The organism is Cellulomonas sp. Root485 (assembly GCF_001426705.1).
In the GTDB taxonomy this organism is placed as follows: Bacteria; Actinomycetota; Actinomycetes; order Actinomycetales; family Cellulomonadaceae; genus Cellulomonas.
The window spans coordinates 264,490-287,927 of record NZ_LMFC01000003.1 but is presented as its reverse complement, the minus strand read 5'-3'; the positions used below and the strand labels follow the sequence as shown (position 1 = coordinate 287,927).

At 69.6% G+C, this 23,438-nt stretch carries 17 protein-coding genes; 11 read left to right on the top strand and 6 right to left on the bottom strand.

What is annotated here, in order from left to right; all coding sequences use genetic code 11:
* The first annotated feature begins 2 nt into the window (after positions 1–2).
* Genes ASD16_RS15055 through ASD16_RS15045 form a run of 3 tightly spaced genes read left to right on the top strand, consistent with a single transcriptional unit; the run spans position 3 to position 9,466 of the window.
* Complete coding sequence (locus ASD16_RS15055; RefSeq protein ID WP_055919104.1) at positions 3–3,038, top strand: hypothetical protein; 3,036 nt, start codon at positions 3–5, stop codon at positions 3,036–3,038.
* 9 nt (positions 3,039–3,047) lie between these two features.
* A complete protein-coding gene (locus ASD16_RS15050) occupies positions 3,048–8,330 on the top strand; it encodes a DEAD/DEAH box helicase (RefSeq protein WP_055920566.1) in 5,283 nt (1,760 codons plus the stop codon).
* Entirely contained in the window at positions 8,327–9,466 is a 1,140-nt protein-coding gene (locus tag ASD16_RS15045) for a PD-(D/E)XK nuclease family protein (RefSeq protein ID WP_082570901.1), read from the top strand. The genes ASD16_RS15050 and ASD16_RS15045 overlap by 4 nt, the downstream gene beginning before the upstream one ends.
* 136 nt (positions 9,467–9,602) lie before the next feature.
* On the opposite strand, the gene ASD16_RS15040 is transcribed toward ASD16_RS15045, so the two are convergent.
* Positions 9,603–10,769 carry a PIN domain-containing protein gene (locus ASD16_RS15040; protein ID WP_055919095.1) on the bottom strand — a complete coding sequence of 389 codons (1,167 nt, stop codon included), beginning with the start codon at positions 10,767–10,769 and terminating at the stop codon, positions 9,603–9,605.
* 862 nt (positions 10,770–11,631) lie between these two features.
* On the opposite strand from ASD16_RS15040, the gene ASD16_RS15035 reads away from it, so the two are divergent.
* On the top strand, positions 11,632–12,219 hold the full coding sequence (locus ASD16_RS15035; protein WP_055920563.1) for a hypothetical protein: 588 nt from the start codon (positions 11,632–11,634) through the stop codon (positions 12,217–12,219).
* A 6-nt stretch (positions 12,220–12,225) separates the two neighbouring features.
* Here ASD16_RS15035 and ASD16_RS15030 read toward each other — a convergent pair whose 3' ends face one another.
* Positions 12,226–13,173: a YafY family protein gene (locus ASD16_RS15030; RefSeq protein WP_055919092.1), complete on the bottom strand. Its 948-nt coding sequence runs from the start codon at positions 13,171–13,173 to the stop codon at positions 12,226–12,228.
* A gap of 63 nt (positions 13,174–13,236) precedes the next feature.
* Between ASD16_RS15030 and ASD16_RS15025 the strand changes: the two genes are divergently transcribed.
* On the top strand, positions 13,237–14,190 hold the full coding sequence (locus ASD16_RS15025) for an alpha/beta fold hydrolase (RefSeq protein WP_055919089.1): 954 nt from the start codon (positions 13,237–13,239) through the stop codon (positions 14,188–14,190).
* 2 nt (positions 14,191–14,192) lie between these two features.
* Here ASD16_RS15025 and ASD16_RS15020 read toward each other — a convergent pair whose 3' ends face one another.
* A complete protein-coding gene (locus ASD16_RS15020) occupies positions 14,193–14,765 on the bottom strand; it encodes a hypothetical protein (protein WP_055919086.1) in 573 nt (190 codons plus the stop codon).
* Between the two features lie 83 nt (positions 14,766–14,848).
* On the opposite strand from ASD16_RS15020, the gene ASD16_RS15015 reads away from it, so the two are divergent.
* Positions 14,849–15,481, top strand: coding sequence for a hypothetical protein (locus tag ASD16_RS15015; RefSeq protein ID WP_055919083.1), 633 nt, complete (start codon positions 14,849–14,851; stop codon positions 15,479–15,481).
* Here ASD16_RS15015 and ASD16_RS15010 read toward each other — a convergent pair.
* Genes ASD16_RS15010 through ASD16_RS15000 form a run of 3 tightly spaced genes read right to left on the bottom strand, consistent with a single transcriptional unit; the run spans position 15,449 to position 17,786 of the window.
* A complete protein-coding gene (locus ASD16_RS15010) occupies positions 15,449–16,180 on the bottom strand; it encodes a phosphatase PAP2 family protein (protein WP_055919081.1) in 732 nt (243 codons plus the stop codon). The two genes, ASD16_RS15015 and ASD16_RS15010, sit on opposite strands and share 33 nt — an antisense overlap.
* Complete coding sequence (locus tag ASD16_RS15005) at positions 16,155–16,856, bottom strand: phosphatase PAP2 family protein (protein ID WP_055919077.1); 702 nt, start codon at positions 16,854–16,856, stop codon at positions 16,155–16,157. The genes ASD16_RS15010 and ASD16_RS15005 overlap by 26 nt, the downstream gene beginning before the upstream one ends.
* A 45-nt stretch (positions 16,857–16,901) precedes the next feature.
* Positions 16,902–17,786, bottom strand: a complete 885-nt coding sequence (locus tag ASD16_RS15000) for a hypothetical protein (RefSeq protein ID WP_055920560.1) — start codon at positions 17,784–17,786, stop codon at positions 16,902–16,904.
* A gap of 139 nt (positions 17,787–17,925) precedes the next feature.
* Between ASD16_RS15000 and ASD16_RS14995 the strand changes: the two genes are divergently transcribed.
* The 5 genes from ASD16_RS14995 (at position 17,926) to ASD16_RS14975 (ending at position 23,274) form a co-directional block, all read left to right on the top strand.
* Complete coding sequence (locus ASD16_RS14995; protein ID WP_200942989.1) at positions 17,926–18,312, top strand: YciI family protein; 387 nt, start codon at positions 17,926–17,928, stop codon at positions 18,310–18,312.
* Positions 18,302–19,528: an RNA polymerase sigma factor gene (locus ASD16_RS14990; RefSeq protein WP_055919074.1), complete on the top strand. Its 1,227-nt coding sequence runs from the start codon at positions 18,302–18,304 to the stop codon at positions 19,526–19,528. The genes ASD16_RS14995 and ASD16_RS14990 overlap by 11 nt, the downstream gene beginning before the upstream one ends.
* Positions 19,529–19,533: 5 nt before the next feature.
* Positions 19,534–20,328 (top strand): tyrosine-protein phosphatase, encoded by a 795-nt coding sequence (locus ASD16_RS14985; protein WP_235523333.1) that lies wholly within the window; start codon positions 19,534–19,536, stop codon positions 20,326–20,328.
* A gap of 125 nt (positions 20,329–20,453) precedes the next feature.
* Complete coding sequence (locus tag ASD16_RS14980) at positions 20,454–22,346, top strand: AAA family ATPase (protein ID WP_082570900.1); 1,893 nt, start codon at positions 20,454–20,456, stop codon at positions 22,344–22,346.
* A 10-nt stretch (positions 22,347–22,356) separates the two neighbouring features.
* A complete protein-coding gene (locus tag ASD16_RS14975) occupies positions 22,357–23,274 on the top strand; it encodes an Fpg/Nei family DNA glycosylase (protein ID WP_055919071.1) in 918 nt (305 codons plus the stop codon).
* Positions 23,275–23,438: the final 164 nt, after the last annotated feature.

Sequence of the window (23,438 nt, the reverse complement as noted above, 5' to 3'; positions counted from 1 at the left end):
CAGTGGACGCGACGTGGCGGCAGTACGGACGTTGGACGGAGGCAATCGCCGATGTTGTGTATACCGAGACAGCCGACGCGGTGCCTGCGTACCTCGATCTCGAAGCGGACGTGCTTACGGCGATAGCCGCCAAGGTGGGCTTTCAAGGCGCCGCGCGAGATGGGCTTCGGGACGCCGTCCTCGGCGTAACGTCTGCCGGCGGCTCGTTCTCCCTGGCTCCCCTTATGCAGCACGAGGACGCTTGGCGCCAAGCGCGGGGGGTCGAGGACCCCCCACCCGGCCTCGGCTTCCTCGCCGTCACCGTGCTCGCAGCGGAGGAGATGGGCGCCGCTGACGACGGATTCAGCCAGAATGCGTACTATGCGCGGTTGAGCACCTTGCTCGGACTGCCCGCCGACTCGCACGACGTCCGCTCGCAGTACATGGCTCGTGCCGAGCAGCTCTGGGGCGACCTCAACCGGTGGTTGGAGCGACTCGAAGGCCGGCGGGGGACGCCCACCGCGTATTCCCTGTCCTACCGCTACGTGGGTCTCCCGGTCTCGCAGGCGTTGGTACGCGAAGGGGACCGAAGAAGGTTCCCCGTCTTCTTCGCGCAGTACGGCCTTCCCGCGGGGAGCGAGATGGCTCCGGAGGCGCTGGAGCGGTATCTCGACGCTTGGTTCGCGAGCGAGTCGTGCCCCATCTCGGCGTTGCTGAAGAAGCTCTGGGGTAGGGGATCAGCTCGGGAACGCATCGCCACGGTCGCCGCAGTCGAGCTTGCTGGATGGGACGGCACGGTCGAGGCCGGGCAGACGCCGCAAGCCTCGTCCGTCCAACGGACTGCCCTGATGGCGCAGCTACGGCGGGGCTTCATGGGAGAGAGCCTCGACCTTGCGCTCACAGTCCGCGCGGCCGCCGACGACGACATCGCCTCCGGTGTGGAGGTGGAGTCAGCCGAGGGCCATTGGATGCCCGTGGGCTTCGTGCCAGCAGCGGCGAACGTCTGGCGGACGAGCTATTCAGGCGACATCGACGTCAGCTCGGTGCTTGAGGGCGTAGTCAGGCTCCGAACTGCGGCCGCCGTTGACAGGCCGATGCTGCATCACCCTCGGAGCGTTGTGCCACTTGTGCTCGACGAGCTCCAGGCCGCATATGTCGAGGCGGAGCGTCTGCAGCTGAACGTCGACACCATGGTGCTCGTGCGCACGTCAGCGCGAGGTCGACCGCTCGCCGCGAGTGTCGTCAAGATCCTTGAGACGTGCGCACGTCCTGGATTCGTTGTCCATGAGCATCTCGCCGGCCTACCTGAGGGATGGACGCTCGTATCGGACGTCCAGCTGTTCAGCTCACCCGGCGCAGCGACCCCGTACAACGAGCTCGTGCCGCTCGCCCGCGACCAGCTCACCATCGCGGGCGGCATGAGGATCCCTTCGCGGATCCGCAAGTGGTCTGCTGTCGCACCACCAGAACTCAGAGCGTCCGTGGAATCGGCAGCGCACCTATCGATCGTTCTCAGTGATGGCGATGACCGCAAGAAGGAACTGCACCGTTGGACGACCGAGGGCGGTGCACTGGTCGTAGCTCTGGCTGATGCGGACCTACCGGTTGGCGACTACGGAGTCGCACTGTTCGCGGGAGAGGCGAAGTCTCCACTCCAGCAGGCAACGGTCAGGCTCCGCTCGGCGGACGAGACAGATCCGGGCTGGGAGTTGGCCCCGCGCTTGGTCTACGGGCTGACAACCCCTGGCGGACCCGTAGCAATGCTGACGGCACGCGAACTCGACGGAGTCGTGCCTGACGTGTTCATCGACGGGGCTGCCGCCGAGGGCGACAACCCGGCGCGTCCAGCTGCCCTTCTGAAGGCGTCGAAGTCGTTGGTTTGGAAGGCGAAGGGCGAGTCGTCGCCCGCCCCTGTCGTACGCATCGGCACGCCAGACCCTAAGTCGTGCGTCGTGACCGGCGCCCACCACCTCGAATACCCGACGTTCATGGGCGGCTGGCAGCCGAAGTACATCGACGGCGTCTGCAAGTACTGCGGACTGGTCAAGCGATCGCCGGGCTGGATCCCTAGGCATGCCCAGAAGAGACTTGCCGCACCCGATGGCGGACACATCGAGGTCGCCGACCTGCCGCCCGTCGAACACGCGCCGGCGCGCCTTTGGGACGCCGCGCTCGACGCGATCATGCACCTCGGCGGGGGGACAGCCGCTGGCTTGACATCCATCGCATCCCAGATCGACGGCAGCGCGCTCTTTACGAACGGCTTTCCGGGCCGCCTCGAGGCACTGAGCCACGTCGCCATCGAGCGTGCCGCAGACGGCGCACCCGAACGATGGGAGGTCTCGCCCTCCTGCCTCGTGCCGCGAGGCTCCGACTCCGTCGAGTTAGTCGGGTTCTGGCCCGACTCCTTGATTGACGACCTGCTCGACTCCGCCGGCCTGGGCCGAGATCGCCTCCGGCGTGAACCTGCTGACGGCCAGCCCTCTCGTCGCCTGGTCGACGGCGCCGACGCGATGGCCGTCACTGCGGCCGCGGAGGAGTCCGGTGTCGCGCGCGTGGTCTGGGACGCAACGGACGACATGCTCCGGGCACTGCCGCCACTGTCCGCCGTCGCCTCGGAACTGCCTCGACGGCCAATGCCTGGCTTTAGCCAGGCGGAGCGATTCGTCGTTGACTCTGCGTCCTGGGTCGAAACGAGCGATGTCTCGCTGCCTGGCGCGTACCGACTGGCCCGCGGCTTCGAGAGGCTGCACGTCTTCCGCTCCGACGACGATGTCGCCGCCGGCGAAGCGTTGCAAGCCTCCGTCTACCTCGTCAAGCACCTCGCAGCCAACGCGCTCGGACGATCGCTCGCCATGCACCTGTCCAAGCACGGGTACCTCGCCGTCCCGCTCGGCTCCGACCTACCAGGGCTCTACGAGCGGGCCGCAGTACTGGCGAGCGGTGTCCTCCCGAGAGTAACCACGCTCGCAGGAGGCGGCATCAAGCGCCGCTGTCTCATCTACCCAGAGATCACCTCGGAGCAGGCCGACCTGCTCACCACGCTCCTCTCGCGATAGGTGTCCTTCATGGAACCGACGAACCCGTTGCACCTCGCGGACGACCTCCGCGAGGCGTACCTCAAGTACTTCGACACGGCGTTCTGGCTCGCAGACGAGTCGTTGATGCGCGAGCGGCGGGCGCTCCTGGAGGAGCCCGGCGCGCTCGTGGGCGAGGTGCTGCTCGAGCCCGTGCTGCCGTATCCGAACGTCGTCCCTCTCCTGGACCTGGCGCCAGAAGTCGGTGTCAGCCCCGACACCGCGCGCCGCGTGGCGAAGGCCGTCTTCCCGGCCGTTGACCCGGCAGACCTGAAGCTTCGGAAGCACCAGGCCCAAGCAATCCGCCATGCCCTGGGCGCTCACGACGTCGTCGTTACCTCGGGAACCGGCTCGGGCAAGACGGAGTCGTTCCTGCTCCCTGTCCTCCTCAGGTTGGTGGAGGAGTCGCGGTCCTGGGGTCACCAGGCCGGCGCGAACTGGTGGTGGTCTGCAGCGGACCCTCAGTGGACACCGATCCGTCACGCGGAGAGCCGTCCAGCGGCCGTCCGCACGCTGGTGCTCTATCCGACAAACGCACTGGTCGAGGACCAGATGACGCGCCTACGACGAGCTGTGCGGATACTACGCGAGCAGTCGCCTCACGCGCCGGTCTGGTTTGGGCGATACACAGGGATCACGGAAGGATCCGGTGTCAAACCGTCGAAGAGTGCAGCGGCTGAGGTCGCCGCCGGTGTGCGCGGCCTCGAGAAGGAGTATGAGGCGCTGCAGGAGGCAAACGATAAGGCGGTCGCTGGGGGCACGGGGTCGGACCACCTCATCGACCTCAGTCAGTTCCAAGATCCCCGCGGTGGAGAGATGCTGACCCGCTGGGACATGATCGCGAGTCCACCGGACGTGCTGATTACGAACTACTCGATGCTCAACACAATCATGATGCGCTCGTTCGAGGCCCCCATCTTCGACAAGACGCGTCAGTGGCTCGAGTCGGACTCCGGCAACGTGTTCACACTCGTCGTCGATGAGCTGCACCTGTACCGCGGCACGCAGGGAAGCGAAGTGGCCATGGTCGTTCGCTCGCTGCTACGCCGCCTCGGCCTTGACCCCGACTCCCCGCAACTGCGGATCATCGGCACGTCAGCGTCCCTCGACGTTTCGCAGGGTGGCCTCGAGTACCTCGAGCAGTTCTTCGGCGTCCGCCGAGAGAGGTTCCAGATCGAGCCCGGCGAGCCCGCTCACCTACCCGAGCCCAAGCCGCTCGCCCGCGACGAGGTCGAACACTGGACACGTATCCCTGAAGAAGTCTCACAGCTCGTTGCACGAGCATGCGCCGACCCCGCATCTGGGCGCCTCCGCGCCACACCAGTCGGCGACCTCGCTCAGCGGCTCTTTCCAGCCGAGCTCGACAAGGACGCGCTTATGCGCAAGGTCTTGGAAGGGCTCGCGACCCACGTCCCAGCCGCGACGGCGACGGCCGGCCCGTTCGTCCCCATCCGGTCACACGCGTTCGTCCGCACACCCCGAGGCATGTGGGCCTGCTCGAATCGTCACTGCAGCGGCGTCGAGGGCGCATCCGGAACCCGCACCGTCGGCAAGCTCTACACGGCACCCGTCAACACATGCTCGGCATGCGGCAGTCGCGTGCTCGAGCTGCTCTACTGCTACGAGTGCGGAGACGCCAGCCTCGGCGGCTACGTTCTCGATCGCCAAGGACAGCAGACGCTGCTCGGACCTGGGCCGATCGATGAGTGGCAGAGCGGTAAGCCGGTATTCCTCCGCCCTCGGGAGCACTACACGTGGTACCGCCCCGGCGTCCTGCCGTTGGGCACGCAGTGGACCGCACAGGGACTGAAGTTCGCCTTCCAAGCGGTCGGGTGGGACCCCGCGCTCGGCTGTCTCGACGCCGCCGCCGGCGGAGCGCCCAGTGGGGTAGCCGTCACGGTCGCCAACGCCGGAGAAGGAGACCGAGTCCCCGCCCTGCCAACGCGCTGTCCCTCCTGCGGGTTCGACGCCAAGCAGCAGGACGGCGCCGCCTTCCGTTCGGGCAGGGTGCGCTCGCCCATCCGTGCGCACACGTCGGGGCTCGCCGCCGCCACGGAGCTGTACCTGTCGCAACTAATCCGGTCGCTCGCGCAAGGAAGGGAAGGGCGCGACGCGATCGTCGATGCGAAGACCATCGTCTTCACCGACAGTCGCGACGACGCAGCGCGGACGGCCGCCGGTGTGAGCCGAAACCATCACCGGGACCTCGTCCGCCAGGTCCTACGCCGCGAGGTGGGGCGCGCGCCTGACCCGGCCGCCCTCCTCGACGCTATGACGCCAGAAGTTGCGAAGGCCGCTGGCCTTGGACTGGCGAAACTCGCCAGAGCCAGCCAGGAGTACGGCCAAGACCTCAGTGAAGAGCAGCGCCAGGCGCTTGAGGCCGCGTACGAGGTGCTCGGTCGACAAGTCACCGTGCCGGTCGGTGATCTCTTCCAGCGCGTGAGCTCCTCGCTGGTCGCCTTGGGCGTGAACCCCGGGGGGACCAGCCCGTGGAACCGCTACCTGGAGGACACGCTCCAGGGCAGCACGCCGTGGTACCGCGCTTTCCCGCCCCCCTCGCCAGACGCGTGGTCGGGCATCATCGTGGCGCAGGGCCAGGCGAAGCTCCTCAAGCAACTGCGAGCGTCCGTCGTCGAGGCCATGTACGACCGCGCACGACGCGACCTAGAGTCCGTCGGCATCGCTCGCATCACCGTCGCTGACCTCGAGCCCGTCGACGGGCCCGTATCCCCGCACCATCAGCGCGAGGTGTTCGATTCCGTCATCCGCATCCTCGGCACCCTCAAGCGACACGACGAGAGCAACGCCGGCGGCGTGCAACCGGAAGCCGTGATGCCCGCACCGGTCCGCCGTTTCGTGGAAGCCGCAGCTGGCCGTCTCGAGTTGCCGGCTCAAGAGGTGCTCGCGCAGGTCGAACGCCTGGCCGCGACTCCGGCCGCCCTTGCAGCTGTCTCGGGCTGGCTTCTCATGACCGCGTCGGCTGCGACGTCGCTCGTTGTCGTCCCCGCAGGTGACACACGCTGGCGGTGTCAGTCGTGCAACTACATCCACCTGCACCCCAGCGCCGGTATCTGCGCGAACAGGCAGTGCCACCATGGGCCGCTCGCCGAGGAGCCGCTCGACGAAGAGCTCAACGACTACTACGCGTGGCTCGCGCACCAGGACCCGCGCCGCCTGGCGGTCGCGGAGCTCACCGGGCAGACCAAGCCGCTATCAGAGCAACGCGGCCGCCAGCGCCGGTTTAAGGGGGCCTTCACGAGGACCGAGCACCCGCTTCCGGACGAGCTCGACGTCCTCTCGGTCACGACGACGATGGAGGTGGGGGTCGACATCGGATCGCTGCGCGCGACGATGATGGCGAACATGCCGCCCCAGCGGTTCAACTACCAGCAGCGTGTGGGCCGCGCCGGACGCGGGGGGCAGGCGTTCAGCTATGCCTTGACGCTCTGCAGGGACCGAAGCCACGACGAGTACTACTTCCAGCGCCCCGGCAGGATCACCGGCGACGTACCGCCGCAGCCGTTCCTCGACCTCAGTCGCCGCCGCATCGTGCAGCGCGTGATCGCCGCGGAATGCCTCCGAGCGGCCTTCCTCACGCTGCCGGACGGCCCGCGGTGGACTGCAAGCAGCAACCACGGGACGTTCGGTCAGACGCACGAGTGGAACCAGTACCGGGCCACGGTCGCTGCATTCCTCGCAGCAGACAAGAGCGTCCGGCCCGTAGCGGAGCGCCTAGTGGCGCACACGCCCCTCGAAGAAGGGCACGTCGAAGACATCATCTCCTGGGTGCGGAACGACCTCGTGAGCGCCGTCGACGCCGTGGTCGCGAGCGAGGCTGGCAGCTCGGACACCGAGCTCAGCGCCGCACTGGCGCGCTACGGGCACCTCCCAATGTTCGGGTTCCCAACCCGCGTACGGAGCCTGTGGGATCAACCGATCCGGAGTACGGCGTGGTTGGCGGACCACGCGGTCGCGGACCGTTCGCTCGACATGGCGATCGGCGCCTTCGCACCTGGCGCCGAGGTCGTCAAAGACGGGCTGGTGCACACCGTTGCTGGCTTCGCGAGCTACCGCCCCGTCGGCAAGAGCGTCCAGGCGCTCGATCCGCTTGGCTCTGCAAAGACCTTCGGCCGGTGTGACAAGTGCGGGCGCAGCCAACTGAGCCCCTCGGGCGATGTCTGCGAAGCTTGCTTCGGACCACTCACCATGCTCGACGTCTACGAGCCCCGAGGCTTCCGCACGACGTACAAGGCCCGGCCGTTCAACGATGACAGTGACATGCCCTCCGGGGCCGGGGCACCCGAACTCTCGGTCGGCGGCGCATTCTCAGCGCTCCACACCCTCCTCGCGGTCGACCTTGAACTTTACGAACAGAGCCGTCTCGTCACCGTCAATGACAACTTCAAGCAAGGCTTCACGTTCACACCAGACACCGACAACACGGTTCTCGCGAGCCAAGGCAAGCCCGGCGCCCTCCGACTGCAGGCCATCGGCGAGATCCGTGTTACCGATGCACTGCTCGTGACACCCAAGCGCCTATCTATCCCGACCGGAGCCATTGGCCTCCACGACCAACCCTCAGGGCGCGCGGCCTACACCTCGCTCGCCGAACTACTCCGCAGGGGCGCGAAGGACGTCCTCGACCTGGATCCCGGAGAACTCACCGTTGGGCTCGTGCCGGTCCGTGTCCCGCTGCTGGCCTCCGAGGAGCCCGACGCCAAGTCACAGGTCGCCGCAGCCATCTACCTCGCTGACACTGCTGAGAACGGTGCCGGCTACGCCGCCGAACTCGGCCGCCCGGAAGTCTTCGAACCGCTGTTGGGCAAGACACTCGCGGACACGATCGACCGGTGGCAGAACACCACTCATGGCCGGACATGCGACCTATCGTGCCCAGACTGCCTCCGCTCATACGACAACTCGCGACGCCACGCCCACCTCGACTGGCGCCTAGCCATCGACCTTCTCGAACTCATTGCGGGCGGGGCGTTGACCGTAGACAGATCTCTGCCGGCCGACACGGAGCTCCTCGCTCCTTCCGCGGCCGCGCTCGGGGGCTCCGCCGCGCGCATGATCGGAGAGGTGCCCGCGATCACCCGTGGCAGCCGCTGCGTCCTCTTAGCCCACCCGTTGTGGCGGTGCGATGAAGACTGGTTCGTCACCGAACAGGCGGACGCGCACGTGCTCGCGAGCGACGAGTACGACTCCGTGATGTGGCGCGACGTTCGGGACTTCCGCCGCAACCCGCTTTCCATCTGGCCGCACCTGCAATGACGATCTCAACGCCACAGCCACAGCCGGCCGCGCCGCCCTACGTGTCGGCGACCCTGCTCGCTACCTACCGGGCATGTCCCCTCCGCGCCGCGTACGGGGCGGATCCGCGGTGGCGCCATCTTCGCCGCAGCGGCCTTCGCGCCGCCCTCGGCACCGCCGCGCACGCCGTTGCAGCTCGCGCCGGGACCGGAGCGACCTTCAACGAGGTCTGGGGGCAGGAGACAACGAAGGCGCGTACGAATCTCGCGCAGGAATGGGCGCCGGCGACGCCGCCGGCAGTCAACAACTGGCCCGGCGCCGCCCTCACGAAGGCCAAACTCGCCAAGGGCTGGACGTCTGGTGTCACCCAACCCGGATCGACTGCGCCCACCAGCCCCTCGAAAGAGATGTGGCCGCACAAGGCGAGCGCCGGGCTGCATCCACCTCTTCCGTGGCGCGAGCGTTGGCTCCACCCCGACGGTTCGGGGCTCGCCGGGCGGCCCGACCTCGTAGAGCACACCGACCATCTGCGAGTCGTGGACCTCAAGACGGGGGTCTGGCAGCGGGCGATGACCGGGGCGCAGAGAACTCAGCTCCTCTTCTACTGCCGGTTGGTACAGCTCGCCCTCGGAGAACTTCCTGCGCGTGCATCCGTGCGGACAGCCGATGGAAAGGAAGACGAGATCAAGGTCCGTGAGGAGGAGGTTCTGGAGGTCGAGAGCGCCGCGCTCCAGGTCCTCCACGACCTCCAGGCTGCTGCTCACGGTGCGACGCTCGAGGGGCGGCCGGCAGAAGACACTTGCGCGACGTGCCCCTTCCGAGTCGCATGCGGCCCGTTCCTCGAGGCTTACCAGCCTGACTGGCGATGCGGCGCCGTGCGCGCCGGCGCCCTCGTCTCGGTACCGACCCCTGGCGCCTCGCCTCCCTTGGCGGAGGCAGACGTCCTGCTACCTGCGTGGGCGACCGGCCGAATGCGACTGGTCGGACTTCCGATTCCCAACGACGCGCAGCCCGGCGAGATCTGGGCCTTTAGCGACTTCGAGGGCCATAGGGGCACTGCGATGGCTCGATGGAACACCGTCGTCGCGCCGTGGGTCGAGGCTGACGCGGACTGGTCGGACGACGCGCGCGACGCAGTTGTCCCTTCGCCCGGTTGACTTTCGGCTCCGGCGGCCCGCCTCCTCCTCGAGCACCGGCTCGAAAGGCAAATGCGCTCTCGCGCGACGGCGAGAACGATGGCAGCGCGCACGGGAGTTCAAGTGCCACGCTCACCGTGCTGCGGCCGGTTGCCTGTTATTCACCGGGACGACGAAATCCCTCAAAATCGAGGGTCGCCTGCTCCCACCTTGCATCAGGCCGGCGCGGACTAGTCCCGGCGTACGAGCCAGCCGGATGCACATTTCGGAAGTGGAAGGACTCGTATAAGAACGGAAAGTCCTCCGCCGATGGTTCGTCACCTTCCGGCGCCTCGTGAAACAATACTGACATTTCGCCAATCATCGAGACGATCGTCTCCACGGTCACCATGCTGCTCGACGGGTCACCCTCACCCACATAACCGGAAGCAAGTGCGACCGAAGACTCAAGTCGCATCCTCACTAGGAACTCGATCGGAAACTCATACGAGACGCTATGTGATCCGTCAGGATTCTTTTCGTGCCCAACCCTCTCCAGCCATGCGCCGCCGCTTCCGAAATACGAGACTTCCTCCAGCTCTGCTCCTTCCGGAAGGCCGAGTTCGTCCTCGGTGAGATCTGGCGCCTCGAAAAAATCCCACGGCGCGAAGAGCGAGGCAAGCACTTCATCCCGCGCGTTCGCGACCGCCTCCTTAAGATCGTCCACCTCGCTCCAGGGTATTAGCGTCATGAGCCAGGATCCAAGGTTTCGCACAAGCGTCACGGCTCCGGAGCTTCCCTTGACTTCCTCCGTAAGAACAGTCGAAAGCGCGCCCTTGCCGTTCCCAAAATCATTGTCTTGGCTGACCAAGAAGACTCGCTCCCCGTCCCGCGCGAGTTGGAGGCAAGAAATCCAGACCAGCGTATCCCGATAGCCACTCCCGGATGGGTCGAATGGAGGACGACGACTCGCGGCCCTCGCGACGATCTCTTCATGCGTAACTCTGGGATACGCCAGCCGCTTGATCGACATCGCCTCCAGTCGATCTGACAACCGTCGCTCGTAGTCATCTGGGGCAAGCTCGATCGCAGGAAGACCGCGCCGGCCGCTGAGTCGGCCAAGAGCGGCGCTCAACTTATCCGGCTGTTTCACGGCCGAATTCCATTCGCGCTCCTGGTTGGCCACCACTTCCACGAAGACGGACTCAGGAACGACGGCATGGATTCCGGCTTCGCGAATGAGAAAGCGCAGCAATTGGAACTCAAGGCCAGCGAGGTGCCAGTCGCGCTGAATCTGGCTTGCATCCAGGATGATGTAAACTCCGCGTGCGCTGTTAAAGTCCACGAACTCAGTCTAGGTGTGCGTCATCATGCAGTCATTGGCCGGTTCGGTGCGCTTCCCATGCGGATCTACTTGCCTCAAGGACGCAAGCCCAGCACTCGGACCTACCTGGGTGTCGGGCCGTAATCGTGCTCGAAGTCGACCGCCTAACCTGCCCCATGGCGCGTCGTGGGAGCTGCCAGTCCGCCTAGGGCGTGCACCAAGTCGATCTCCGTTCGAACGCCCCAGGGCATCCGGCGCGGCAAGTGGCCCGTGAGAACTTTCCTTACTGACTCAAGCGCGCGGCTCCGCCGCGCGGGTCGGCCTCCGGGGCGGGGCCCCCGCGCTCCGTTCGCAATCTCTCTGCGCGCACCCCACCCCTCCAGCCGACCTCGGGCATGACAAAGCGGCCCCGAGCCTTCCCGGAACCGCCCCTGCTTTCACCGTGCCCTTGCACCGTCCTGACGCCCGGCCCCGCACCGACCGCCGAGCATCCGGCCGTCTCCACTCCGCGTCAAGGGCGCCTACGGCGTCACTGCGTGATGGCTGGCGCCACCCTGACCCGGACCTCCGACAGCCTCTTGTGCTCCGCTATCGGTTCAGCGCCTCGGAGTGTTCCCACCGCTCCAGAGGTCGCCGATTGCCCTCCTCTTTGGTGTCCAGCCGAGTCCGAAACCGTACAACGCGTTACACGATGCGGAGGGACGTCCGACCAGGTCAGATGCGAGATCGTCGAGCCAAGCCAACCCCGTCCAAGGCAAGCGACCCAAGTCCACCGCTACCGCCAGTCGAAGGGCCCCACCCGCAGCATGCTGCGAAGGTGGGGCCCTTCGTCGTTCCTCTCCTCATCGTGCTCTCGGAAGCCGGCGCGGAGTACGTTGCCCGCATGGCTGACCTGGTGATCAAGGCGCTCACCGAGGAGACGTTCGAGGACTTCGCCGCTCTCAACGAGCGGAGCGGGGGCATGTTCGCAGGCTGCTGGTGCACGAAGTTCCATCCCGACTGCGCGGAGAAGGACCAGAGCGTCGAGGGGAACCGGGCGTTCAAACGACGTCTCGTGGCTGACGGGCTCGCGCACGCGGCGCTGGTCTACGACGGTGACCGGGCCGTCGCCTGGGCGCAGTACGGGTCACCCGAGGAGCTGCCCAGCATCCACCACCGCAAGGAGTACCTCGCGACTGCCGAGCGTCTGCCCGACTATCGGGTGACCTGCATCCAGGTCGAGCGTGGGCGTCGCGGTCAGGGGCTGGCGGCGATGGCCCTGCGGGGAGCTCTGGAGCTGATCGCGCGGGCCGGCGGCGGCCTGGTCGAGGGCTACCCGCACGACACCGGCGGGGTCCGGAAGAAGAACTCGTCGTTCCTCTACAACGGCACTCGCACCCTGTACGAGCGGGAGGGCTTCGTCTACGACCGGCCCAAGGGCCTGGTCAACTGCGTGATGGTGCGTGAGGTTGCGCCGAGCACGGGCGACTGAGCTCTCTCAGCCGTATCGCTCGGCGAGTGCTCGTCCGAGTGAGGCCAGGCGGTCGCGCACCTCCGGAGGGCCGGTCACCTCGACCCATTCGATCAGCCCGGCGAGCTCGCCGGCGGCCACGTACTCGTCGGAGCCGCGGATCGCGACCTCGATGCGGCCGTCGGACGTGGTGCCTCCCACCTGGAGCCGAGAAGCGAAGGCGATCCGGAGGATGGCGATCCCGTCGGGCACGCACACGGCCCGGATCTCGAGGGGTGTTCGCTTGCGATCGACCTCGTCGGCGATCTCGCGCCAGCTCTCGGCGAGGGAGAAGTCGTCGGGGCGGTGCACGGGATCGTCGGTCGGGTCCACCGACGACACGCGGTCGATCCGGAAGGTTCGCCGGCCGGCCTCGGTGGTGGCGACGAGGTACCACGCCGGACCTTTGGCGACGATGCCGAGCGGGTGGACGGTCCTCTCGGTCTCGGTGCCGTTGCGGTCGACGTAGCCGAGCCGGACCTGGACGCCGCGGATCACGGCGTCCTGGAGCTCGTCGAGGAAGCGGGGTGGTCGGTGCTCGACCTGGCTCGTCCCCCATCGTTGCGGGTCCAGGACCAGCGACGACGCGGCTGCCTCGGCCTGCACCCGGAAGGGCTCCGGGAGGGCTCGGACGAGCTTGCGCAGGGCTGCCTTCACGGCGGGGGACGCGGCCGAGGCCGGGCCGGCGACGAGGAACAGGGCGCGGGTCTCGCTCGCGGTCAGGCCGGACAGGTCGGTGCGGGCGCCGCCCACGAGGCGCCAGCCGCCGCCGCGGCCCTGCGTCGAGTACACGGGAACGCCGGCCATGGCCAGCGCGTCGAGGTCGCGGCGGGCGGTGCGCTCGGAGACCTCGAGCTCTCGGGCGACCTCCGTCGCCGTCACCTGCTCGCGCTGCTGCAGCAGGAAGAGGAGGGCCATCAGCCGGTCGGCTCGCACCCCGGCAACGTTTCCACAGAAACAGGTCATGAGGTGACCGGTTTCGGTCCGCAGGATGGCGGCATGACCTCACAGACGAGTCCGACCACCGAGTTCCCGGAGCCCACTCTTGTTGCCGTCAACGGCGTGGAGCTCGAAGTCTTCGAAGCCGGCCAGCACAACGCCGGACGTCCGATCGTGCTCTGCCACGGCTGGCCGGAGCATGCCTTCTCGTGGCGCTACCAGGTGCCCGCCCTGGTCGCCGCGGGCTACCACGTCATCGTCCCCAACCAGCGGGGGTACGGGAACTCGTCCCGGCCGACCGAGGTGACGGACTACGACATCGAGCACCTGGCGGGCGATCTCGTCGCGCTGCTCGACCACTACGGGTACGACGACGCCACGTTCGTCGGGCACGACTGGGGCGCCATGGTCGTCTGGGGGCTGACCTTGTTGCATCCCCACCGCGTGAACAAGGTCATCAACCTGAGCCTGCCCTACCAGGAGCGCGGGCCGGTGCCCTGGATCGCGCTCATGGAGAGCGTGCTCGGCGGCGACTTCTACTTCGTCCACTTCAACCGGCAGCCTGGCGTCGCCGACGCCGTGCTCGACGAGAACGCGTCGCAGTTCCTCCGCAACCTGTACCGGAAGAACGAGCCCCCCGCGGAACCGGCGCCGGGCATGGCGATGATCAACCTGGCCCGTACGGAGACGCCGCGCGGGGAGCCCGTCATGAGCGACGACGAGCTGGCCGTGTTCGTCTCGGCCTTCGAGGCGTCGGGATTCACGGGCAGCATCAACTGGTACCGGAACCTGGACCGCAACTGGCACCTGCTGGCGGACGCGGACCCGGTCATCCGCCAGCCCACCCTGATGATCTACGGCGACCGAGATGCGGTCGCGCGGTCCGAGAACCTGACCGAGTTCGTGCCCAACGCGGACGTCGTCACCCTGGACTGCGGTCACTGGATCCAGCAGGAGAAGCCGGAGGAGACCACCCGCGCGATTCTCACGTGGCTGGAGTCCCGCGCCGGCTGACCTCAGTGCCGCCTGCGGGCGCGTTGCTCCTGGGTGCGCCGACGGCTCGCAGGGGTGACGTCCCACAGCAGGGGGATGCCGAACGCCGCGACCACGGCTGTGCCGACGAGCGTGAGGGTGCGGTCGACAGCGACGTCGCTGTGGAGGCGATGGCGCGTCGCGTCGACCTGCTCCATCACCCGCCGGGGATGTGCAGGGTCGAACAGGACGGTGAACCGGCCGCCGTACCGGTTGTCGTCCGGGGCGGGTGACCAGGCGTCGTACTCCAGGCCCTCGACGTCCGGGTCGGTGCCGCGCAGCGTGATCCGCTCGGCTCCGCCGGGCAGGTCGACGACGGCCCGCACGGACGGCACGGTGGGGCAGCCCCTGCCGTCGCAGGGGTGGAAGATCTCCGCGTCGTGCGCCGTCGTCGTCACCCCGCTCGTGTGGAGCCGCACCGCGAGGGTGTGGTCAGCCGCGTCGCCGAACCAGACGAACGCGCAGGAGATCGCGAAGAGACCGGCCAGCGATACGCAGAAGGTCAGGAGCTTCGTCGGGTCGAACGGCTTCCGGCGGCGGGGACGGTCAGAGGCCATCGTCGCGGAGGAGTTCGGAGCTCATGCGTTGCATTGTGCAGGAGCGGCGGGCCCCGGCGGTCCGCGCACGCCAAGATGTCCGCGTGATCCTCTACGCGCAGACCCCGTGGCGACGTGCCCGTCAGCTCCTCGGCGACCTCCTCGTGCTCGGCTGGGTCGTCCTCTGGGTTCGGGTCGGCCAGTGGGTGTACGACGTCGTCGGCCTGCTCGCGGCCCCCGGACGCACCCTCGAGGCCGCCGGCTCGTCGCTCGCGGAGAGCCTGACGTCCGCCGGAGACACCGTCGCGCGGGTCCCGCTCGTCGGCGACGACGTCCGTGCACCGTTCGCCGCGGCCGGTGGCGCCGCGGACTCGATCGCGGACGCGGGCGTCGAGGTGCAGGAGGGGGTGCACCAGATGGCGCTCCTGCTCGGGCTCACGGTCGCCGCCATCCCGATCCTGCTCGTCGCCGGGGTCTGGCTGGCGGTCCGCGCCCGGTTCGTCAGCCGCGCCCGGGCGGCCGGACGCATCCTCGACTCGGCGGCCGACCTGGACCTGTTCGCGCTCCGGGCGCTCGCGACCCAGCCCGTCCGCGCGCTCGCCCGCGTGAGCGACGACCCCGCGAACGCGTGGCGCCGTCGGGACCCCGAGGTGGTCCGCTCGCTCGCAGCCCTCGAGCTGCGCTCGCTGGGTCTGCGAGAACCGTCAGCTGCCGACGACGCTGTGGGCAGTCGATGACGTCGAGGTTGCCGACGACGTGTCGCGGCGCAGGTAGTTCCACGCCAGGAACGCGCAGACCAGCCCGTTGAGGCAGCCCATGAGTACGTCGGACAGGCTGTGCATGCCGCGGTAGAGCCGCGCGGTGCCGACGGCGATGGGCACCAGCAGGCAGACGACGGTGACGATCACCCGCAGGATGCGGTTCTCGATGCGCTGCGCGAGCATCGCCAGGACGACGTAGAACGCGGTCGACGCACCGGTGTGGCCGCTGGGGTAGCTGGACGTGGGCGGCGACTCGTCGAGCTTCTCGACGTCGGGGCGCTCTCGGCCGACCACGAGGGCAGCGGTCATGAACACGATGGCCTGCACGGCGATCGCCTGCGGCGGCACGAGCGCGAGCCACCACTGCTTGGTGCGCCACCAGAACAGCGCGACGAACAGCACGCACGCGCCGATGATGAACTCGGTGGTGCCGATGGCGGACAGGACCGCGGTGACCGCGTTCAACGTGTCGGTGCGCTGCGTCACGAACCACTCGTTGACGGCGGCCTCGCCCGGCAGGTTGTTCAGCGGCCCCGTGATGAGGAACCCGACGCCGACGATGACGACCCAGAGGCCCACGGCGGGCAGGAGCACGCGCTGGGCGAAGTCCCGCCACGCCTCCTTGCGCGTCGGTGCGGAGGTGTCCAGCTCATAGCGGTGCAGGAAGGTGTGCATCACTGTTCTCCTGGTCGGAGGGCGTCGCGGACCAGCCGCTGTAGCCCAGGTAGGACGCCCCCGCGAGGGCCGTCCCGAGCGCGATCCCTGCGACGACGTCGGAGGGGTAGTGCACGCCGAGCATCACGCGGTCGACGGCGGTCAGGATGGTGCAGGTGGCGGCGACGAGCGGGACGACCACCCGTCCGCGCCGGCCGAGCAGCGGCCAGACGAGCAGGGTCAGGGTCACCGCGACGGCGGCGGTGTTCGTCGCGTGCCCGGAGGGGAAGCTGGAGCCGGGGGCGTGCGCGACGGCGTCGTCGACCACGGGACGGGCCCGTTGGACCAGCCCCTTGGCGGCCAGCTGGATGATCCACGCGGCCATGATCGTCAGGAACGCCCAGAGGGCCCGGGTGGTCAGCCCGTGCCGCCGCCACACCCAGACGCAGACGAGCGTCGCCGCGAGGTTGACCCACTTGGCCTGGAAGACCTCCTGCCAGACGAGCAGGGCCTGGTGGAGGGCGGGGTGGTCGCGGGTGTACTCGGTCGCCGCCTGGATCACTCGTTGGTCGAACGCGACGACGGCGTGCACCTGCGCGCGGACGAGGTAGGCGAGGACGGCGACCGGGACGGTGAACGCGACGCCGAACGCTCCCGCGCGCAGGAGCGCACGGCGGCGGAGCGGCATGGGTCGCATTCCCGGAGGGTAAGTGTGAGCGCGTGGGTGCGCGCGTCGAACGGGTCAGCCGACGGTCGTGACGACCGTCCCGGCGGGAGCCTGCCAGACCAGGTCGAGCACCTCGTCGCCCACCCGGACGCAGCCGTTGGACACCGCCCCCACGCCGCGCAGGGTGGTCGTGTGGATCGCCGTGACGGCCGTGCCGGTCGGCTTGTCGTAGTGGTCGATGGTCTCGCTCTGCGTCGAGAGCAGGAGCACGCGGGGGGTCGTCGTGCCGGGCTCCAGCCAGCGCGTGCCCAGCAGGAACGCGGGGACGTGCGGCGTGGGGGTGCCGGGTGCGCCGGTGGCCGTCACGGGCAGGACGTGCGTCGTCGTGCCGTCGTCGATCGTGATCGTCTGCGCGGCGGTGTCGACCTGGATCGACCAGTCGGTGCCCGCTGCCTCGGTGTCCGCGGAGTCGATCCAGACGCTGCGGCCGTTGGTCTGCGCGACGTCCTGGCTGGGCAGGGCGCCACGGGTGGCCACCATCACGCGCAGCCACCGGCCGCGCTGGTCGATCACGGGGAGCGTCGTGCGCACCTCGAGGGTCAGCGCGGGCACGACGCCCACGGCCGCGCCGGCCGGTGCGACGCGGCCCGCGGTGTCGCGCACCACGACGACGGTCTGCCAGCGACCGAGCGCCGGGTCGGCGTTCTCCCGCTGCGTGAGGCCGTCGATGCCGGGCAGGCCGGGGACGACGTGGAGAAGGTCGATGACCGGCAGGGTGCTCAGGTCCGCCGCGGGCGGCGGGGGGACGGTCGGTGCGGCCGCCTTCTCGACGGCGACGGGTGCGGCGACGACCACCGGGACGGGGACCGCCGGGGTCACGGGCTGCTGCGCGCACGCTCCCGCGAGGGCGGCCACCAGCGTGAGCGTGACCACCGTGCGGGTCGTGCGTCTCCGAGTCATCCCCGCCATGGTGCGCCCGTGTGCCCGCACCGGCCAAACGTCACCTGACAGGATGCGTGTCGAGAACGTGCGTGCGGCTCCGACCATCGGACGAGAGCGCCGCCCGTGGCCCGCAGAGACGGAGTGCATCGTGAAGTACATGCTGCTCATGAACTACTACGTCGAGGGCGTCCCGCCGATCGACCAGTGGGCGCCCGAGGACGTACAGCGCCACATCCAGTTCCAGCAGGACCTCGGGGCGGAGCTGGTGGCCAGCGGCGAGTTCGTCGACGGGCAGGGGCTCGCCTGGCCCGATGCCGCGAAGCTCGTGCGGAGCGACGGGGTGTCCGCCCCGGTGGTCACCGACGGCCCGTTCGCGGAGTCGAAGGAGTTCTTGGCCGGGTACTGGACGGTCGACGTCGAGGACGAGGCGCGCGCGATCGCGATCGCCGCCCGTGCGTCCGCCGCCCCCGGGCCCGACGGCGTCCCGATCCAGCAGGTGATGCAGGTCCGAGCCGTCATGGAGGCACCCGCTCCTGCCGAGTGACCAGCCGATCGAGGACCTGCTGCGCGAGCTGGCGCCGCAGGTCCTCGGCGTGCTCGTCCGTAGGTCCGGGGACCTGGCGGATGCCGAGGACGCCCTGCAGGACGCGCTCCTCGCGGCCACCACGCAGTGGCCGGCGGACGGTGTGCCGGACAACCCGCGCGGCTGGCTGGTGGTCGTCGGGCAGCACAAGCTGGTGGACCGGTACCGCAGCGAGGACGCGCGACGACGCCGTGAGGTGCTCGTCGTCACGATGGAGGCGGCCGAGCAGCCGGACGCGTCGCAGGCCGATGACTCGCTCCTCCTGCTGTTCGGCTGCTGCCACCCGGCGCTCAGCCCCGCATCCGCGATCGCGCTCACGCTGCGGTCGGTCGGCGGCCTGACCACGGCGGAGATCGCGCGGGCGTTCCTGGTGCCGGAGCCGACGATGGCGCAACGCCTCAGCCGGGCGCGCCGGACGCTGCGCGAGCTCGACGGTCCGTTCCGGATGCCGGCGCCGCACGAGTACGCCGAGCGGCTCCGCGCCGTGCTGCGCGTGCTGTACCTGATGTTCAACGAGGGCTACGCCAGCACCACGGGCTCGACCGTCGCCCGCGCCGACCTGGCGGTCGAGGCCCTGCGCCTGACCCGGACCCTGCACGCGAGCCTGCCCGACGACCCGGAGGTCACCGGTCTGCTCGCCCTGATCCTGCTCACCGACGCCCGCCGTCCCGCCCGCACCGGCCCGCTCGGCGAGCTGGTCTCGCTGGCCGACCAGGACCGCGGGCTGTGGGACCGCGCGATGGTCGACGAGGGCGTCGCGCTCGTCGAGGACGCGCTGGTGCGCGGCGCGGTCGGGGAGTACCAGCTGCAGGCCGCCATCGCGGCCGTGCACGACGAGGCGCCGAGCACCGACGCCACCGACTGGCCCCAGCTGCTCGCGCTCTACGCACTGCTCGAGCGGATGACCGGCAACCCGATGGTCACGCTCAACCGCGCCGTGGCGCTCGCCATGGTCGACGGCCCCGATGCCGGCCTGGCGCTGCTGGCGACGCTCGACGACCGCCTGCCCGGGCACCACCGGCTCGCCGCCGTGCGCGGTCACCTGCTGGAGCGCGCGGGCCGTCCGCAGGAGGCGGCCGAGCAGCTGCTGCTGGCGTCGCACGGGACCACCAGCCTCGCCGAGCGCGACTACCTGCGGGTGCAGGTGGCGCGGCTGCGACAGGGGCTGACACCCTGAGCCGCGTGACCGTCGACCCGCACATCCTGCTGTCTCCCGCCGTCACCAACCTCCGGGACATCGGTGGCCGCGCCACGGCCGACGGTGGCACGGTCGCTACGGGGGTCGCCTACCGGTCGGCCGAGCTGTCGGCCGACTCCGTCGTGACGGACGACACCCTGGCCGCACTCGGCATCCGGACCGTCGTCGACCTGCGCACGGACGCCGAGCGGTCGTCGCGCCCCGACCAGGTGCCGGTCGGCGCGGAGCTCGTCGTGCTCGACGTGCTCGAGGACCTGCCCGGCGGTGCGGCGGCACAGCTGCCGACCCTGCTCGCCGCCGGCCGCGTCGACGAGTTCGCCTCGGTCGACATGCTCGGGGAGATGCGTTCCGTCTACCGGCACCTCGTGCTCGACGAGTCCGCCCGAGCGGCGTACGCGACGTTCGTGCGAACCGTGCTCGACCCCGAGCGGACGCCGGTGCTGTTCCACTGCACCGCGGGCAAGGACCGCACGGGCTGGGCGGCGACGATCCTGCTGCTGGGCGCCGGAGTCGACGTGGCAGGGGCGACGGACGAGTTCCTCGAGGTGAACCCGGCGGTCCGCGAGACGTTCGCCCCGCTGCTCGCCCAGTTCGTCGGCGCCGGGGGCGACCCCGACCTGCTGCGGCCCGTGCTCGAGGTCCGGGCCGAGTTCCTGGAGGCCGCGCTCGCGGCGGTCGAGGAGCGGTTCGGGTCGTTCGACGGGTACCTGGCCGACGGTCTGGGTCTGTCCGCGGTCGAGGTCGAGGCCCTCCGCAGGACGCTGCGCGCCGACGGGTGACACGTTGGACCGTTCGGGTGGTCCGGTATGTCCGATATTGCCGACTCACCCGGCCGGACCCACGATGGGCAGATCGCACCTCCCGCGACGCAGCGTCGTCTGAACCCAGGCGCCGAGGGAAAGGCATGCCTGTGGCTGACGAGATCACGTCCCCCATCCGACGAGGCGCGCACGACATCGCCGTCGAGCGCGACCGGGTCCGCCGCCGGCGGGTGTACCGCGCCGCCGCGTTCGTGATCGCGATCGAGACGTGGGTCATCGTCAACGCGCTCCTGGGTCGTGCGATCGTCCCGCCGATGCCCTCGATCGACCCGCTGATCCTGGTGCCGGTGCTGTTCTTCGCGGCGCTGCTGCTCCTGCTGGTCGGGACGCAGATGGGTTCCGCCCGCTCCCCGCACGTGGTCTACCGGCCGGAGCAGGTGGACGTGCGGCTCGACGACGTCATCGGCATCGACCCCGTCAAGGAGGACGTGCGCCGCTCCATCGACCTGTTCCAGACGCACAAGCAGTTCGCCGAGCAGATGGGTGGCACGCCCCGCCGCGGCCTGCTGTTCGAGGGTCTGCCCGGCACCGGCAAGACGATGACCGCCAAGGCCATGGCGGCGGAGGCCGGGGTGCCGTTCCTGTTCGTCTCGGCGACGTCGTTCCAGTCGATGTACTACGGCGCCACCGCCAAGAAGATCCGCGCGTACTTCCGGGCCTTGCGCAAGGCGGCCCGCACCGAGGGCGGCGCGATCGGCTTCATCGAGGAGATCGACGCCATCGCGATGCGGCGCGGCGGCATGGCGTCCGGCATGGTGGCGGCGAGCCCGTTCGACGCCTTCCGCATCCCGCACACGGTCACCAACGCGGTGATCAGCGAGGGGACCGGCGGCGTCGTGAACGAGCTCCTGGTGCAGATGCAGTCGTTCGACCAGCCGACCGACTCCGACAAGCTCGTGAACTGGTTCATCGCGCGCATCAACCTGCTGCTGCCCGCGTCCCGGCAGCTCCAGCAGCGCAAGCCGGTCAAGGCGCCGATCCTGCTGATCGCCGCCACCAACCGCGCGGACTCCCTGGACCCGGCGCTGCTGCGGCCCGGCCGCTTCGACCGGCGGCTGACGTTCGCGACCCCGGACGCGGTGGGCCGACGCGCGCTCGTCGACCACTTCCTGGCCCGGCGCTCCACCGACTCCGAGCTGGACGACCCGGCCCTGCGCGACCGCGTCGCCGCCGCGACCAACGGGTGGACGCCGGTCATGATCGAGCACCTGCTGGACGAGGCCCTGGTCAACGCCCTGCGCCGCGGCTCGATGGCGATGACGTACGCAGACGTGGAGCACGCGCGGATCACCGAGATGGTCGGCATCGGTCACCCCGTCCGCTACACCGACGGCGAGCAGCGGCTCATCGCCACGCACGAGGCCGGCCACGCCGTCACCGCGTGGCTCGCAGCACCGAACCGCACCCTCGAGGTGCTGACGATCATCCGCCGCGGTGACGCGCTCGGGCTGCTCGCGCACGGCGACTGCGAGGAGGTCTGGACCCACTCGCACTACGACCTGCGTGCCCTCGTGCAGATCGCGATGGGCGGCTGGGTGGCCGAGGAGCTGTTCTTCGGGCAGACCAGCACCGGTCCCGCCGGCGACCTCGCGTCGGCAACTCGGACCGCTGCGCAGATGGTCGGCGCGGCCGGGATGACCGGCTCGCTCATCTCGTTCGCCGCCACGCCGCACGACCTGGTCTCCGCGGTGCTCAGCGACTCCCAGGCGCGCGCCCAGCTGGAGGCCGTCCTCGACGACGCCCGGACCACCGTGCGCCGGCTGCTGTCCCGGCACCGCCACCTGGTCGAGGCGCTGCGCGACGCCCTGCTGGAACGGCACGAGCTCATCGGCGAGGAGATCACCGACGTGCTCGAGGCCGCGACCCTGGCCCAGGAGCAGCTGCTGGCGCGCGAGGAGAGCGACCGGACGGCCGCGACCGTCGCAGGGGCGGCGGCTGCTGTGGGCGCGGCGGCGGAGCGGCTGCGCGTGGCCTAGCCTTCGGGGCGTGCCCGAGGGTCATACCGTCCACCGCATCGCCCGCCAGCTCTCCCAGGACCTCGTCGGTCGACGGCTCGCCGTCAGCTCCCCGCAGGGCCGGTTCGCGGGCGGCGCGGCGCGCGTCGACGGGCAGGTCCTCGTGGCGGCGGACGCCGTGGGCAAGCAGCTGTTCTGCACGTTCGAGTCCGGTGACGTCCTGCGCGTGCACCTGGGTCTGTACGGCGCATGGGACTTCTACGGGTCGCTGACACCGCTGGTGCCCGGGGGGTTCGCGGCGGGCAGCATGGGTGCTCCGCGGCTGCGCCGGGCTGTGCGGATGGGCGAGGGTGAACGCGAGGTCCCGGCCGGCGAGGTGTTCCCGCCCGAGCCCGTCGGCCAGGTGCGGGTGCGGCTCGCCTCCGACGCGACCGTCGCCGACCTACGCGGGCCGTCGGCGTGCGAGGTCCTCGACCCGGCGGGTGCGGCAGCGGCGATCGAGCGGCTGGGTCCGGACCCCGCGTCCACCGACGACCTCGCCGCGGCGGGCGACGTGATGGTGCGCCGGCTGACCTCCCGGAACGTGGCTGTCGGCCAGCTGCTCATGGACCAGACGGTGGTCGCGGGGATCGGCAACATCTACCGTGCCGAGCTGCTGTTCCGGGCGCGGCTCGACCCGCACACCCCGGGCCGGCGCGTCCCGGCCGACGTCGCCCGGGCGCTCTGGGACGACTGGGCGATCCTCCTGGCCGACGGCATCGAGCGGGGCTTCATCCTCACGCGCGAGGACCTGTCGGACGCCCAGCGCGAGGAGGCGGTGGCCGACCCGACCCTGCGCCACTGGGTCTATCACCGCGCCGGCGACCCCTGCCTGATCAGCGGCAACCCGGTGGTCGTCGAGGAGATGGCCACCCGCAAGCTGTACTGGTGCCCCACCTGCCAGGTCTGACCGTCGACCAAGCCACGGCTGCCGTCACCGGCCGTCGACCCGTCACCCAGGGCTCGGTCACCGATCGCGTCGGTGTGGACCAAGCCCTGGGTGACGTGCGCAGGTGTCGGTACGTCATCCAGGGCTTGGTCGACGTCGACCGCTGACGGTCGGCCGTCGGCTGG

What these genes read in the sequence shown, in the direction of transcription:
- ASD16_RS15050 (WP_055920566.1), top strand. Translation starts at nt 3,048, where the DNA reads ATGGAACCGACGAACCCGTTGCACCTCGCGGACGACCTCCGCGAGGCG.
- ASD16_RS15045 (WP_082570901.1), top strand. Translation starts at nt 8,327, where the DNA reads ATGACGATCTCAACGCCACAGCCACAGCCGGCCGCGCCGCCCTACGTG.
- ASD16_RS15035 (WP_055920563.1), top strand. Translation starts at nt 11,632, where the DNA reads ATGGCTGACCTGGTGATCAAGGCGCTCACCGAGGAGACGTTCGAGGAC.
- ASD16_RS15025 (WP_055919089.1), top strand. Translation starts at nt 13,237, where the DNA reads ATGACCTCACAGACGAGTCCGACCACCGAGTTCCCGGAGCCCACTCTT.
- ASD16_RS15020 (WP_055919086.1), bottom strand. Translation starts at nt 14,765, where the DNA reads ATGGCCTCTGACCGTCCCCGCCGCCGGAAGCCGTTCGACCCGACGAAG.
- ASD16_RS15010 (WP_055919081.1), bottom strand. Translation starts at nt 16,180, where the DNA reads ATGCACACCTTCCTGCACCGCTATGAGCTGGACACCTCCGCACCGACG.
- ASD16_RS15005 (WP_055919077.1), bottom strand. Translation starts at nt 16,856, where the DNA reads ATGCGACCCATGCCGCTCCGCCGCCGTGCGCTCCTGCGCGCGGGAGCG.
- ASD16_RS15000 (WP_055920560.1), bottom strand. Translation starts at nt 17,786, where the DNA reads ATGACTCGGAGACGCACGACCCGCACGGTGGTCACGCTCACGCTGGTG.
- ASD16_RS14995 (WP_200942989.1), top strand. Translation starts at nt 17,926, where the DNA reads ATGCTGCTCATGAACTACTACGTCGAGGGCGTCCCGCCGATCGACCAG.
- ASD16_RS14980 (WP_082570900.1), top strand. Translation starts at nt 20,454, where the DNA reads ATGCCTGTGGCTGACGAGATCACGTCCCCCATCCGACGAGGCGCGCAC.